Origin of the sequence: Geobacillus sp. LYN3 (assembly GCF_003064505.1) — a bacterium.
Taxonomy (GTDB): Bacteria; Bacillota; Bacilli; order Bacillales; family Anoxybacillaceae; genus Parageobacillus_B; species Parageobacillus_B toebii.
This window is the reverse complement of sequence record NZ_QCWL01000001.1, coordinates 1018310-1033379: the sequence shown is the minus strand read 5'-3', so window position 1 is coordinate 1033379 and position 15070 is coordinate 1018310. Positions and strand designations below refer to the sequence as shown.

The window sequence follows — 15070 nt, the reverse complement described above, 5'->3', positions numbered from 1 at the left end:
TGACGTCATAGTAGCAAAGCCGCTGGATTTTCGTTTTGGAAAAGGTTCTGGAGCGAAAAGCAATCTCGCTAACTATATATTCTATAACCCATAAAAAAATCCTGCTTAAATATGGACAGCATATCATTACATAGCTTCTATTAAAATTACTTTCACTTATGCCGGATATAATTGCCGCAGGCGAAGTTTACAAAAGGACAGTACAAAATAATTTGACAAGAGACGAGCAGCCTAAAGCCATCTCTCCTCACCGAAGCAAAATAAAGCTGCCGAGAAATGAACGGCAGCTTTTGTCTATTTCAGCAAATATACGCGTGCTTCATACGGTTTCAGCTTAAAGCGTGTTGCGTTTTTATGCGGTTTTACATCATAGTTTTGCAGCACCAAATTTTCTGAGCTTAATCGAATGCCATCATATCGATACAGCGCTGGTTTATCGCTTAAATTGACAATAACCACCGCTTTTTCGTTTCCAAGCGTTCTTGTGTACGCATAAATCGTCGGATGCTTTTCTAAAATCAAATCGTACGTTCCATAAATAAACACTTCGTTCTCCTTGCGAAGCCGAATCATTTTTTTGTAAAACTGAAGGACGGAGTTCGGGTCGCGCAATTGCGCCTCAACGTTAATGGTCTTATAGTTTTCGTTCACTTTCATCCATGGCGTTCCCGTCGTAAACCCCGCGTTTGGCGCGTCGGACCATTGCATTGGGGTTCGCGAATTGTCGCGCCCTGTTTTCCAAATCACTTTCATAATTTCTTCATGGGAGCGACCCTTTTCCCGTTCGATTTGATACATTCTTTTAATAGCAACATCATTGTAGTCTTCAATATTCGAAAATTGGACGTTCGTCATCCCAATCTCCTGTCCTTGATAAATAAACGGTGTTCCTTGCATCAAAAAGTACATCGCACCAAGCGCCTTCGCACTTTCGGTAAGGTACTCCTTATCATTTCCCCATGTCGAGACAGAACGAGGCTGATCGTGGTTTTCTAAAAACAATGCGTTCCAGCCGCGGTTTTCCAGCCCTTTTTGCCATTTTGTCAACGTGCGCTTTAATTGGCGCACATCCACTCCGCCATTCGTTCCTTTTTGCCATAACCCTAAATGTTCAAACTGGAAGATCATATTGAAAATGCCGTTTTCCTCACCGACCCATTCTTCCGCGTCCTCGACGGTAACGCCATTTGCTTCGCCAACTGTCATAATATCATAGTGCGCAAACGTTTGCATTTTGAGCTCTCTTAAATAATCCATAATCCCCTCTTGGTTCATATGGCCGGCAAAAGACGGAACATAATCTAGCCCTTTCGGATTCGGCAAATCCGGCAATCCCGGCTTTTTCTTAATATGTGAAATGGCATCCACTCGAAATCCATCAATTCCTTTATCCAGCCACCAATTAATCATTTTATACAACGCTTGGCGCACTTCTTCGTTTTCCCAGTTTAAATCCGGCTGCTTTACATCAAATATGTGCAAGTAATATTGATCAGTTTTCGGATCGTACTCCCACGCCGATCCGCCAAAGATGCTTTCCCAGTTGTTCGGCTCTTTGCCATTTTTTCCATCACGCCAAATGTACCAATCCCGTTTCGGATTATCCCGTGATGAACGCGATTCAATAAACCATGGGTGTTCATCGCTTGTATGGTTAATGACTAAATCTAAAATCACTTTCATGCCGCGCCGGTGAATTTCCTCGAGCAATAAATCAAAGTCTTCCATTGTCCCGAATTCTTCCATAATCGCATGATAATCGCTAATATCATATCCGTTATCGGCATTTGGCGACTTGTAAATTGGACAAATCCATATGATATCGATTCCAAGGTCTTTTAAATAGTCAAGCTTCTCGATAATTCCGCGAAGATCTCCAATTCCATCGCCATTTGAATCCATGAAGCTTCTCGGATAAATTTGATACGCGACTCCTTCTTTCCACCAAGCTTTCTTCACGGCTGTATCCTCCTCTTTTTGTGCATACGTTTTCACTATTAACTGTACACTACATGATGCCAATATACAATCTTTTTTGCAAAAAAGAAGGCAGCCTTCTTTTGTATACATAGAAAGCTGCGCTTTTTCTATTCTTACTCTGTTTTGGAGCGATTCGCCTCGTGAATGAACAGGAAAACACAAACGAAAAAGCTCGTCCTCATTTAACTTGAAATAAATACGAAAAAGGAAAAAAGGGGAATAGTTTCCCCTTTTTATGTCAGCAACAGCGTGATACTTTTCCGCCTTTGCCGTTATAGCGCGCTTCCTGCACTTCGCAGAAAAACTCTTTTCTTGATTTTATCGGCTCTCCTGGATGATGTGTTTTCATATGTTCTACATATTTCTCGTAGTTTGGAACACCGACAAGCAAATCAAGGAATTGCTTGCGGTAGGAAAGAATCGTTTGAACCCACTTACGCATAATGTTTAACCTCATTTCCTCCATCCCTTGGAATGTAAGGCGCTTCTTTCAACGGTACGTGTTTGTTTTGTAACACTTTTATCCACATATTGACCGACGAAATCAACATCGCAAGCACAACAAGCATGAAGATCGCACATAGTGTTGCATCAATGTAGTCGTTCATAATAATTTGGCGCATTTGTGCCTCGTTGGCTGCAGGTGCTAAAATTTTTCCTTGATTTAATGCATCTTTAAATACATTAGCATGCGATAGAAAACCGATTTTTGGATCGCTATGGAACAGCTTTTGGAATCCTGCTGTCATCGTTACCACTAAAAGCCATGTCGTTGGGACCAATGTCACCCAAACGTAAGCTTTTTTGCCCATTTTGAATAAAACCGTCGTTCCAAATAAGAGCGCAATTCCTGCCAGCATTTGGTTTGCGATGCCGAAAAGCGGCCATAATGTATTAATGCCACCCAGAGGATCGACTACTCCTTGATATAAGAAATAGCCCCAAGCTAATACACATAATGTAGTCGCGATAATATTGGAAACTAGCGAATCCGTTTTGCCAAGCGGTTTGTAGAAAGTGCCCATAATATCTTGAATCATAAAACGCCCAACGCGTGTGCCTGCATCGATCGTCGTTAAAATAAAGAGCGCTTCAAATAAAATCGCGAAATGATACCAAAACGCCATTAATGCTTTTCCGCCGATCACATTGGAAAGGATGACAGCCATTCCGATCGCTAGTGTCGGCGCTCCGCCAGTCCGCGATAAAATCGTTTGCTCACCGACATCTTTGGCAAGTTCCGTCAGCATGTCAGGCGTAATGGTAAATCCCCATGAAGATACGACTTTTGCTGCTTGCACAACATCCTGCCCAATTACAGCAGCTGGACTATTAATCGCGAAATATGCTCCAGGAGTTAATATACACGCAGCAACCATTGCCATCACTGCCACGAACGATTCCATTAACATGGCTCCATAGCCGATCGGGCGGGCATGGCTCTCTATCTCAATCATTTTTGGCGTTGTACCAGACGAAACGAGTGCATGGAATCCAGACACCGCACCGCAAGCAATCGTAATAAATAAGAATGGGAATAAGTTACCAGCAAACACAGGACCAGTGCCATCCACAAATTTCGTTAACGCCGGCATTTGTAAATCAGGTGCAACCACTAAAATTCCTAACGCTAAACCAACAATCGTACCGATTTTTAAGAACGTGCTCAAATAGTCACGCGGCGCAAGCAATAACCATACCGGCAATGCCGAAGCGACAAAGCCATAAGCAATCATTAAAATGGCGATCGTTTCGCCTTTCATCGTAAACATTTTCGCTAGTGTCGGATGCTCCGCCACATACTGTCCAGCGACAAGAGAAACAAGAAGCAGAATAAATCCCATTAATGACGCTTCCGCCACACGCCCTGGACGAATAAAGCGCATGTAAACTCCCATCAAAATCGCAATTGGAATCGTTGCGGCAATAGTAAACATTCCCCAAGGGCTTCCTACAAGCGCTTTTACTACTACCAATGCTAAAACAGCTAATAAAATAATCATGATTCCTAAAATTCCAAGCATCGCGATAAATCCTGTTACAGGGCCAATTTCTTCCTTGATCATTTCACCGAGCGACTTGCCGTCACGGCGCATCGACGCGAACAAAATGATAAAATCTTGAACCGCGCCCGCTAACACAACGCCGACAATAATCCAAATCGTCCCTGGCAAATATCCCATTTGCGCTGCTAAAATCGGTCCGACAAGCGGTCCGGCGCCAGCGATCGCCGCAAAATGATGGCCGAATAATACCCATTTGTTTGTCGGCACATAATCTTTTCCATCATTAAACACTTCCGCAGGCGTTTTGCGACTGTCATCAAGTTCAAATACTTTGCGAGCGATAAATTTACTATAAAACCGATACGCTACCGCATACGTACAGACAGCCGCGACAATCAGCCAAATCGCATTTACCGTCTCGCCGCGGTTCAATGCAAGAACGGCAAACCCTGCCGCCCCAAGAGCGGAAATAAGCCCCCAAAGCAAGGCCGATTTTAATCCTTTCACGTCTTTTCCCCCTTTGTTGTTTTAATAATATTATATTAACTATTCTGAAAAATTCAAAGAATATTTTCTAAATATTATAAGGATAAATATTTTTATAGTCGTTTTATCACCATATCTTTTTTTACTCTGAACATTCCTGCCTAATATTAATTTGTTGAATTTTGGATAACTGTTTTATTATTAGTTTTCATGTCCTTACAAAAAATAGTTGAATTTTCTATCGTTTTATTATATGCTTGTACCAACAGCAACAACACTATATATTGTGTTATAAACTCATAAAACAACTAAATATAGTATAAAAACCGCAAGCAATGGTGTCCATCCGGACTTAATAGGGAATCTGGTGAGAATCCAGAACTGCCCCCGCAACTGTATGTGTGGACGAAATGGAACATCCACTGTATGTGAAAGCTCGCTCGGGCGCACATACGGGAAGGATCCAAAGTAGGAAGAAGCACGAGTCAGGAGACCTGCCTTGCTTGTTTGCGTTTCATGTTCTCCGGGGAGCGAGAAGATGAAACGATGGTTGGAAAGGGCTTCTCTTGCCCTTTTTATACTGTCGTTTCGTCCACTCGACCCGAGTGGATTTTTTTATGGAAACAAGGAGGAGAAACTGATGGAACTACAGGCGAACACTATCATTATTACTTCAGAAAACGGGCAAACTAAACCGTTTTCGCGCGAACGACTCATTTCCTTTATCCGCAATATAACAAAAGACTACCCGCATCTACAGACAGATGACTATATGGAGCGCATCATCCGCATCATCGAAAGCAAAGATACACTTTCTGCGGAACAAATCACGAATTACTTAATACTTGAAGGTCTTTCCTATATTAGTGAGGCAGAACCAGAATGGACGTTTGTCTGTGCTCACATCTATTTGCAAAAGCTATACAAAGAAGCGGCAAAACAACGTGGATATGACGCAAAACAACGCTACGGCAGCTTGTACGAGTTGATTACAACGCTTGTTTCTAAAGGCGTGTACGATCGTTCTCTTCTTGATGATTACTCAAAAGAAGAAATCAATGAGCTTGGAAAACTTATTGATCCAGATAAAGATAAGTTGTTTACATATATCGGCCTTCGCACGCTCGCGGACCGCTACCTCGCCCGCGACTACGACCGCAACTTGTACGAACTGCCGCAGGAGCGCTTCCTTATCATCGCAATGACGTTAATGGCGAAAGAACCGAAACATCGCCGTTTTGCGCTCATTCAAGAAGCGTATTGGGCGCTAAGCAACTTATATATGACCGTCGCCACGCCGACATTAGCAAATGCCGGAAAAAGCTACGGACAACTGTCAAGCTGCTTTATCGACACGGTCGATGACAGCTTGCAAGGGATTTACGACAGCAACACCGATATCGCCAACCTTTCCAAATCCGGCGGCGGAATCGGCGTCTATCTCGGCAAAATCAGAAGCCGAGGCAGCGATATCAGGGGGTTTAAAGGCGTTTCGTCCGGCGTTATTCCATGGATGAAGCAGCTTAATAACACCGCCGTCAGCGTTGACCAATTAGGGCAGCGAAAAGGTGCGATTTCCGTCTATTTAGACGTCTGGCATAAAGACATTTTCGCTTTTTTGGATGCGAAATTAAACAACGGCGATGAGCGGATGAGAACGCACGATTTATTTACCGGCGTCTGCATTCCTGATTTATTTATGGAGCAAGTCGAAAAACGCGGCGATTGGTACTTGTTTGACCCGCATGAAGTGCGCAAAGTGATGGGATTTAGTTTGGAAGATTTTTATGACGAAGAAAAGGGCAGCGGAAGCTTTCGCGAAAAATATTGGCAATGCGTTCAAGAGGAGCGTCTTTCGAAAGAAAAAGTGCCGGCGATCGAAATAATGAAAAGCATTATGCGCAGCCAATTAGAATCCGGCACACCATTTATGTTTTACCGCGATGAAGTGAACCGGAAAAACCCGAACGCGCATCTCGGCATGATTTACTGCAGCAACCTTTGCACGGAAATTGCGCAAAACCAAAGCCCGACCGTCATGGAAAAGCAATATACGAAAGATGGAAAGATTATCATTGAAAAAATCCCGGGCGATTTCGTTGTTTGCAATTTGTCTTCCATCAATCTTGCCCGTGCCGTCACCGACGATGTACTCGAGCGGCTCATCCCGATCCAAATGCGCATGCTCGATAACGTCATTGATTTAAATAATATCCCGGTATTACAAGCGAAATTCACCAATCAAAAATATCGCGCCGTCGGACTTGGCACGTTCGGCTGGCATCATTTGCTTGCGTTAAAAGGCATTCGCTGGGAATCAGACGAAGCAGTTGAATACGCGGACAAGCTGTACGAAAAAATTGCCTACTTAGCGATCCAAGCGAGTATGGAGCTCGCGAAAGAAAAAGGAAGCTATCCAGCGTTTCCGGGATCTGACTGGCAGACGGGCGCTTATTTCGACAAGCGCGGATATCATCGCACCGAAGAATTTGACTGGGATGCACTCAAAGAACAAGTCGCCAAACACGGCATGCGCAACGGCTATGTGATGGCGATCGCGCCAAATGCTTCGACGTCGATTATCGCCGGCAGCACCGCCAGTATCGATCCGATCTTTTTAAAAGTGTACGCCGAAGAAAAGAAAGATTACAAAATTCCAGTTACCGTGCCCGATTTAAACGCCGAAACAACGTGGTACTATAAATCAGCTTACCATATTGACCAGCATTGGAGCATTAAGCAAAATGCGGCGCGCCAACGCCATATCGACCAAGCGATTTCGTTTAATTTTTACGTGTTGAACACCATCAAAGCAAAAGAGCTTTTAGATCTTCATCTCACCGCATGGAAGTCAGGACTAAAAACAACGTATTACGTCCGTTCTACTTCCAGCACGATCGATGAATGTGAATCATGCGCAAGTTAATGCCAAGGGGGAATAAAACATGGCACATCCATTAACGAAGCGGATCATCATGGACCCAGAAGCACCAAACCGCTCTACAAGAATCATTAACGGCAAAAGCTCAAACGTCCTAAATTGGGATGATATCGCCTATCCTTGGGCGTACGCCAAATATAAACGAATGCTGGCAAACTTTTGGACGCCGTTTGAGATCAATATGTCCCAAGACGTCAAACAATTTCCGAATTTAACTGAACGCGAACAAGACGCGTTTTTGAAAATCATTGGGCTTTTAGCGTTGCTTGACAGCATTCAAACAGATTACGCCGGAAGAGTCGCCAATTATATCACTGATTCGAGCATTAACGCGCTGATGATTATGCTCGCGCAGCAAGAAGTCATTCATAATCATTCATATTCTTATGTTCTTTCAAGCCTCGTGCCAAAAAGCAAACAGGACGAAGTGTTTGAGTTTTGGCGAAACGAACCGATTTTGCGAAAGCGAAACGACTTCGTCACAAACGGCTATAAAGAGTTTGCTGAACATCCAAATGTTGAAAACTTGCTAAAATCGATTGTGTATGACGTTATTTTAGAGGGTCTGTTCTTCTACTCCGGTTTTGCTTTCTTTTATAATTTGGCGCGCAATCAAAAAATGGTCGCGACAAGCACGATGATTAATTACATCAACCGAGACGAACATATTCATGTCGATTTATTTGCGAAAATTTTTAAAGAAGTGCTAAACGAATATCCGGAATACAATACACCGGAACTTGCTCAATTTGTGCGAGAAACGTTCATTAAAGCAGCAGAGCTGGAAATCGAATGGGCCAATTACATCATTGGCAACGATATCGATGGCATTGATATGCACGATTTGAGCGCCTACATTAAGTTTTACGCCAACGTCCGCGCCCATCAGCTTGGCTTTGACCGTCCGTTTGACGGCTATCGGACAAACCCATTGCGCTGGATTAAAGCATATGAAGAAGTCGACCTCGGCAAATCAGACTTTTTCGAACAAAAATCAAGACAATATACAAAAGTGAATATCGATAACGGATTTGATGAGTTATAAGCAAAAGCCGCCAATCATTCGTTGGCGGCTTTTGTTTCTAATTTGTTTTCACCCTTCTTCTTTTTCAACGTGCCAGCGGCAATCACTCCAGCAATGACGAGAATTTCAAATCCGTATTTGACAATCGGATTAGCAAAATACTGATCTAAAAACGGCTCGTCCACAATCATTTTCGAAGCCGTCCATGCAAGCACTCCCGCTCCGATTGTAATAATAATTGGGAAACGCTCGATCCATTTCAAAATTAACGTACTTCCCCATACCATGATCGGCACCGAAATTAATAATCCTAATATAACTAATAAGAAGCTTCCGTGCGCGGCTCCCGCCACCGCCAAAACATTATCCAATCCCATCAGCGCATCGGCGATAATAATCGTGCGGATTGCCTCCCATAAGCTTCCTACTGCTTCCACATCATGGCCCTTTTCTTCGACAAGGAGCTTATAAGCGATCCAAACAAGCAATATACCGCCAATTAGCAGCAATCCAGGAACTTTTAATAGCCATACGACAAATAAGGTCGCAAGCGCGCGGATTACAACCGCCCCTACCGTTCCCCAAATAACCGCTTTTTTCTGTTGATGCTTCGGCAAATTTCGCGCCGCCAAACCAATGACGATCGCATTATCGCCCGCTAGTACAAGATCAATAATGATAATCGATAAAAGTGCAGATAGAAATTCCATCGAAAATAATTCCATTGATCATTCCTCCCTCTAGAAATGTTGATTTATCAAGGCTTTTCGGCCCCTCAGGGGTGTCCAAAAAATATTTTTCGACAAAATCTCTTACATCCTCCTTTCTTCACAAAAAAAGACCTTTACCCAATCGGTAAAGGTCTTCATAAAAACAGACCTTTACCAATATCGGCAAAGGTCTCGCTAACAACGTCACCGTTGCCAACAAAGCCGAGGGGGTGACCCTGAACTGACGACTTTGTTGTTAAAGCTACTCCCCTTTAACACAGAAAGCATGTATTTGTTTTTCAATTTTATGATATTCAATCTTTATATATGTTGTCAATAAAAAACTGCTTTCCTATCATCATGGGGTGTTAATCAATCTCTACCAATCGAAAAAATATGATATAATTCAGAAAAAATTATTGGGAGAGACGAATATGAACGCAAAAGAAATTACGGCGCTTTTCCTGCTTGCGGCTTTATGGGGAGCTTCTTTTTTATTTATGCGCATCGCTTCTCCTGCCATTGGTCCTGTCCTTACGATTGAACTGCGCGTTTTGATCGCCGGCATCGTGCTGTTATTGTATGCATGGTTGTTCAAAAAGAGCATAGAGCTCAAAGCGTACTGGAAGGAATATCTCATCGTCGGGGCGCTTAATGCCGCCGTTCCGTTTACGCTCATCGCCGCTGCCACGCTGCATTTAACGGCTTCTTTAGCGGCCGTTTTGAACTCCACCACCCCGTTGTTTACAGCGCTTGCTTCGCGATGGTTCCTTCATGAACCGCTTCATGCAAAAAAATGGATCGGCATCGTCCTCGGCATTGTCGGCGTGTTCGTGTTAGTTGGCTGGAGCCCTGTTCCGCTTTCGATGCAAACCGTTTTTTCTGCGTTACTGTCGGTTTTGGCGGCGTTCTCCTACGGCTGCGGCGGTGTTTATGCGAAAAAAACGTTTACGGGAGTTCCGCCTTTATCGCTGTCCATCGGACAACAATTAGGCGCCGCTTTCGTGCTCATTCCGTTGGCAGCCTTCGCTATTCCAACGAAACCAGTATCACCGCTCGTCATATATTCGGTATTGGGATTGGCCGTTTTTTGCACGGCGATTGCTTACTTATTTTATTTTTACTTACTAGCAAACGTCGGTCCAACAAAAACGTTAAGCGTTACCTTTCTTGTACCTGTTTTCGGTGTCATCTGGGGAATGATTTTCCTTCACGAAAAAATCACGATTGGCATGCTCGGCGGCCTAGCCGTTATTTTAACAAGCATTTTCCTCTTGTCAGATGTCAAAATCATCGTGAAGAGACAAGAGTACATAAAAGGATAAGGGGGAAAAACGATGGAAAAGCCATATTACGCAGTGATTTTTACCTCGGAGCGAACCGAAGGAGATCACGGATATGATGCGATGGCGAAACAAATGATTGAACTGGCTTCCCAACAGCCTGGTTTTCTTGGCGTCGACAGCGTCCGCAATGAAAGAGGCGTCGGCATCACCGTTTCCTATTGAGATTCTTTAGAGGATATTGAGCAATGGAAAGCGCACGCGGCGCACCAAATCGCTCAAGAAAAAGGAAAGCAGCAATGGTACGAGCGCTATTCAGTCCGGGTGTGCAAAGTAGAACGGGAATATGGGTTTGAAAAGTAACCCAGACTGCTGCATTTCGTCAGCAGTCTTTTTTAATGCATAATAAAAAATTGAACCTTTTCTTCTTCGACTTCGCCTTATATGCAGATAAAACTCTGACAAAAGAAAGGATGGTTGTATGCATGATGAACAACATCTTTTGTTTCAATGCAGGCGAGGAAACAAAGACGCTTTTTACCTGCTTGTTTCCCCGCATCTAGCGAAAGCGTACCGACTTGCTTTTACAATACTTCGCTCACACCATGATGCCGAAGATGCCATACAAAACAGTTTGCTCGAAGCCTATCGCACGATCAGCGAAAATAAAGAAATCCGCCATTTCGCGTCATGGTTTTACCGGCTTGTCACTCATCGGGCTATTGATTTAGCGCGCAAACTTGGAAAAGAAAGACAATATACCGAAATCAGCGATGTGCTTCCGTTTTTATCGAACTCTCATCACCTGCCAGTCGATGAAGTAGTCAGTAAAGAAGAGGAGCAGGAACTTTTGGCGCATATTCTTAAGCTCGATATAAAACATCGCGTTATTCTTGTGCTTTATTACTATCAAAACATGAAAATCAGCGAGATTGCCGAACTTCTTCAAATCAAGGAAGGCACGGTGAAATCGCGGCTGTTCCAAGCGCGAAATTTGCTTTATCAATATTTTCAAAAAGAACGGAAGGAGGAGCTTCGATGAATTCCCGCGATGATTTAGTAAAGCAAAAGATAGAAAGCTCGATCGATCACATTCCCGTTCCGGAAAGCATTTTCGATTTTGCCAAAGAACTTCCTTTCCAAGTAGAAAAACAACAAAATCCGAAACTCATACGTAAACCGAGATGGCGAAAATGGCTAGCGGTTGCTGCCGCTTCCATCTTCATCGGAATTTCAACAGGGGCTTATATTTCTCCGACATTTGCCGCCTACATTAAATCCTTTTTCATCCGTTCTGAACTGGATGAAGGCGTACAAACTGCCGCAAAAGAAGGATTCTCGCAAAAAACAGAAGCCGCTGTCACTGATCACGGCATTACATTTAGAATTAAAGAAGTAATGGCGGATACGAATCGGCTTATCTTTACGTATAGTCTTGAAAACAAAAATGGAAAATTTATCGACCCAACTATTCTTTTTGAAAAAGAGCAATGGGGACCAAAGCAAACAATGTATTTTGTTAAACATGCCAATGAATTTTACATTACTAATGAGAAAGGGGAGGTCGTATCCACAAATAAGACATATCAAACAAACACGGGGAGAATGGTTTCGCAATCGATTGATCAAGTATTCCCTCACGACCATTACGCTGATCTTATGTTCTCATTAAACGATAAAGCCCTCGAAGCAAAACAGCTTTTTATCCATATCGATCTGAATCAAATTGGTACGGTCAATGGTCAATGGAAGCTGAAAATTCCAGTCAACATCGATAAAAGCATGTTGGCTACAAAAACAGTACCGATTGGCCAAACGTATGTCACTGATGACGGATTGCAAATTACGGTGAAAAAACTTGTCTATTCTCCTACATTAACGAGCATTGAGTTAGAAACGTCATGGACAGAGGAAGGAAAAGAACGGCTAAAAAGCCACCCAGAATACTGGCTTGGTGACCAAATGTTTTATCAGCCGCTATTCGATATTGTAGATAGCAACGGAAATATTGTCGCAACAACTTTACCAAGATGGGACATCGAAGAGTCAAAAAGAGCGGTATTTGTTTCTAAAAAAGAACTTCCTTCCCGACAACCAAACGTCATCCGCTGGCGCTATTCGTTCCTCCCGTTTTCACCAAAAGGAACATATACGTTTGTATTTCGCGGGATTGAAAGAATGGAATATCCAGATCAATCGCTGGCATTCTCTGCGGAAGAATTGAAAAAGCACCCAATTTCTCTTCACTATAAAGGAAATACCCTTACCATTCATCAGTTGCGATTAGAAACAAATAAAGAGAACAAATCCGTTGGAATATTAGATGTAGAAACAAACGCCTATTCAGGAATGGATTTCCAACTAAGCGATGAGACACAGCAAGTCTACACGATCAACCAAAAAAATTCCTGGCTGCCAACGATCATCAGCTACGACGACAAGAAAATGATGTACAAAATAAAAAGCAATGTTGAAATAGAAGGAATGGAAAAGATCCCGAAACAGCTGACAATTACTTTAAAATCGGTGATCGTATTTGACCCAAGCGAGAATTGGCACGTTTCACTTCCTGCCAACAATGAATAATAAAAAAGCAGGGCACTCCCCTGCTTTTTTACTGCCCGGATGTCAACTTTAATCCAATCAGCCCGACAAGAATAAACAACAAAAAGATCATCCTCGGCACGGTCACCGGCTCGTTTAAAAAGAGCATGCCGATGATGACCGCTCCCATTACTCCGATTCCCGTCCATACCGCATAGGCGGTTCCGATTGGCAACGTTTTTGTCGCTATCGACAAAAAATAAAAACTAACAAGCGCGCCGAAAAACGTAATGATGGACGGCACCATCCGCGTAAATCCCATCGTATATTTTAACGCGACCGCCCATACGACTTCGAAAATGCCGGCAATAACTAAATATACCCAAGCCATTTTCCTCATCTCCTTTTTGTCCAAATAAAAAAAGCCGTGAAGAAATATCGAAACGATACTCTCCAGGGCTTTTATCCCTCTGCGTACGCGGAAACACCGCGCGTTTTCTCTCGGTCGCAGACTGGCCGCCGCGTGGCCACGGAACCCTAGAAAACTTTTTATCTCCTTATTCGCCATTATTGTAACACTTATGATTGTTGCCGGCAAATAAAGGAGTTCTTTAGTTCTTGAAGAATATGATAATTAAGGAGGAGACAAGAAAGGAGGAGCAATAGCCATGCGCGAAGTGCAGCGTCCACCTTGGTATGCGAACGCGCTTGTCCTTATCGTCGCCGCTGTTATATGGTACGGATTTATCCAGCAAATCATATTTGGAATCCCATTTGGCGCAAAGCCGGCAAGCGATACGGAAATGTGGGGCTTGTTTCTGTTGTTCGGCATCTGTTTTCCCCTCTTCTTTTTGTCGATGAAACTAGTCACAAAAACGGAAAAAGAAGAGCTTGTCATTCGTTTTTTCCCATTTCGATCTCGCGTTATTCCGTATCAACAAATTAAAAACGTCCAAGTTCAGCCTTACCATCCTATGTCCTACGGCGGCTGGGGAATCCGCTGGAGCTTGAAAAAAGGCCGTGCTTACACGATGAAAGGAAAGAAGGGAATATGGATCGAGCTGACGGACGGAGACTGTTTGTACCTCGGCTCGCAAAAACCGGAAGAACTTGCGAAATATATACAAAGAGAGTGTCTGCACCGCTAACAGGTGAACACTCTCTTTTGTATGTCATCCAATCTGCCTTCATAGAAAAAGCGCATAAAACTACTGTCGAATGATCAGCTCGATTTCGTTGCCAGACGGATCGCTTGTCAATATGCTATTTTCGCTTCGCCGCACCGATGCACCGACATGTTGGAGCCGTTCCACCACTTTTTCTCTTTCCGCTTCATTTGGCAGCACAATCGAAAATACGCGCAATCCAACGGCGTTCACTGGCGGTTTTGGCGCCCCGACTCCAGCCCATGTGTTCAGACCGATATGGTGGTGATAGCCGCCCGCGGAAACGAATAACGCGTGCGTTCCCATACGTGTCGTCGGTTCAAAGCCTAATCCTTGCACATAAAAAGCATAAGCTTCTTCGATGTGGGCGACGTGGAGATGAATATGGCCAATCCGCGTATGCATTGGAAGCCCCGACCACGCTTCCGTTCCCGCTTGCGCCAGCAAATTGTTCACATCTAACGGCTCCGTTACCGCTTTATATTCTCCATTTGCCGTCTTCTCCCACTTTTCCATCGGGCGGTCGGCGTATATTTCGATGCCGTTTCCGTCTGGGTCAGCCAAATAGATCGCCTCGCTGAACAAATGATCGGACGCTCCCTGCAGCGGATAACCGGTCTGTAATAAATGGAGCAGCGCCTCGGCGAGACTCTTTCTGTCCGGAACTAAAATCGCGAAATGATAAAGCCCCGTTGTCCGAGGCGGCTTCGGCACCGCATCCGCTTTTTCCTCGAGCACCACTAACGGAGTAACTCCATCCGCAGTTAATGCCGCTTCGTGTTGATTTTGCTTTAATAGGCGAAATCCGATGATTTCTGTGTAGAAACGAAGTCAACTACCCAACGGCTAAAGCCGTGAGCTTGCAACTAGCCTAATTGGCTGCCGCGTTCGGCTGGTTGACAGCAGCCCTGCGGATGTTTTCCGCAGCCA

At 43.8% G+C, this 15070-nt stretch carries 12 protein-coding genes, 2 pseudogenes and 2 riboswitches; of the genes and pseudogenes, 7 read left to right on the top strand and 7 right to left on the bottom strand.

All coding sequences use genetic code 11. The features are described from left to right. Positions 1-294: 294 nt before the first annotated feature. The 3 genes from DCC82_RS05395 to DCC82_RS05385 all read right to left on the bottom strand — a co-directional run bounded on the left by DCC82_RS05395 (position 295) and on the right by DCC82_RS05385 (position 4493). On the bottom strand, positions 295-1959 hold the full coding sequence (locus tag DCC82_RS05395; RefSeq protein ID WP_062679177.1) for a glycoside hydrolase family 13 protein: 1665 nt from the start codon (positions 1957-1959) through the stop codon (positions 295-297). A 259-nt stretch (positions 1960-2218) separates the two neighbouring features. Next, positions 2219-2422, bottom strand: coding sequence for a YbdD/YjiX family protein (locus DCC82_RS05390; protein WP_012749300.1), 204 nt, complete (start codon positions 2420-2422; stop codon positions 2219-2221). Next, the gene (locus DCC82_RS05385; protein WP_108430269.1) at positions 2415-4493 is read right to left on the bottom strand and encodes a carbon starvation CstA family protein; all 2079 of its coding nucleotides are present in this window, start codon (positions 4491-4493) and stop codon (positions 2415-2417) included. The genes DCC82_RS05390 and DCC82_RS05385 overlap by 8 nt, the downstream gene beginning before the upstream one ends. Before the next feature lie 297 nt (positions 4494-4790). Next, a riboswitch (cobalamin riboswitch) is annotated at positions 4791-4988 on the top strand. A 124-nt stretch (positions 4989-5112) separates the two neighbouring features. Here DCC82_RS05385 and DCC82_RS05380 point away from each other — a divergent pair. Then, positions 5113-7398, top strand: coding sequence for a ribonucleoside-diphosphate reductase subunit alpha (locus DCC82_RS05380; RefSeq protein WP_108430268.1), 2286 nt, complete (start codon positions 5113-5115; stop codon positions 7396-7398). A gap of 19 nt (positions 7399-7417) precedes the next feature. Next, positions 7418-8458, top strand: a complete 1041-nt coding sequence (locus tag DCC82_RS05375; protein WP_097354156.1) for a ribonucleotide-diphosphate reductase subunit beta — start codon at positions 7418-7420, stop codon at positions 8456-8458. A 14-nt stretch (positions 8459-8472) separates the two neighbouring features. Here the strand turns inward: DCC82_RS05375 and DCC82_RS05370 are convergent, their stop codons facing one another. After that, the gene (locus tag DCC82_RS05370; protein WP_097354155.1) at positions 8473-9162 is read right to left on the bottom strand and encodes a TerC family protein; all 690 of its coding nucleotides are present in this window, start codon (positions 9160-9162) and stop codon (positions 8473-8475) included. Positions 9163-9581: 419 nt separating this feature from the next. On the opposite strand from DCC82_RS05370, the gene DCC82_RS05365 reads away from it, so the two are divergent. The 4 genes and pseudogenes from DCC82_RS05365 (at position 9582) to DCC82_RS05350 (ending at position 13016) form a co-directional block, all read left to right on the top strand. Next, positions 9582-10472: a DMT family transporter gene (locus DCC82_RS05365; RefSeq protein WP_097354154.1), complete on the top strand. Its 891-nt coding sequence runs from the start codon at positions 9582-9584 to the stop codon at positions 10470-10472. Positions 10473-10484: 12 nt separating this feature from the next. Next, positions 10485-10793, top strand: a pseudogene (locus DCC82_RS05360) (antibiotic biosynthesis monooxygenase family protein). 118 nt (positions 10794-10911) lie between these two features. Further along, on the top strand, positions 10912-11472 hold the full coding sequence (locus tag DCC82_RS05355) for an RNA polymerase sigma factor (RefSeq protein ID WP_097354153.1): 561 nt from the start codon (positions 10912-10914) through the stop codon (positions 11470-11472). After that, complete coding sequence (locus tag DCC82_RS05350; RefSeq protein WP_097354152.1) at positions 11469-13016, top strand: DUF4179 domain-containing protein; 1548 nt, start codon at positions 11469-11471, stop codon at positions 13014-13016. The genes DCC82_RS05355 and DCC82_RS05350 overlap by 4 nt, the downstream gene beginning before the upstream one ends. Positions 13017-13044: 28 nt before the next feature. Here DCC82_RS05350 and DCC82_RS05345 read toward each other — a convergent pair whose 3' ends face one another. Then, positions 13045-13365, bottom strand: a complete 321-nt coding sequence (locus tag DCC82_RS05345) for a DMT family transporter (protein ID WP_097354151.1) — start codon at positions 13363-13365, stop codon at positions 13045-13047. A 58-nt stretch (positions 13366-13423) separates the two neighbouring features. Then, positions 13424-13526, bottom strand: a riboswitch (guanidine-I (ykkC/yxkD leader). Positions 13527-13642: 116 nt separating this feature from the next. Between DCC82_RS05345 and DCC82_RS05340 the strand changes: the two genes are divergently transcribed. Next, on the top strand, positions 13643-14122 hold the full coding sequence (locus tag DCC82_RS05340) for a DUF6141 family protein (RefSeq protein WP_097354150.1): 480 nt from the start codon (positions 13643-13645) through the stop codon (positions 14120-14122). Between the two features lie 60 nt (positions 14123-14182). On the opposite strand, the gene DCC82_RS18530 is transcribed toward DCC82_RS05340, so the two are convergent. Both DCC82_RS18530 and DCC82_RS18525 read right to left on the bottom strand, forming a co-directional pair. After that, a complete protein-coding gene (locus DCC82_RS18530; protein ID WP_353620322.1) occupies positions 14183-14710 on the bottom strand; it encodes a VOC family protein in 528 nt (175 codons plus the stop codon). Continuing rightward, positions 14684-14959 (bottom strand): annotated as a pseudogene (locus DCC82_RS18525) (VOC family protein); the annotation flags it as partial. The gene DCC82_RS18530 and the pseudogene DCC82_RS18525, both read right to left, overlap by 27 nt. Between the last annotated feature and the right edge of the window lie 111 nt (positions 14960-15070).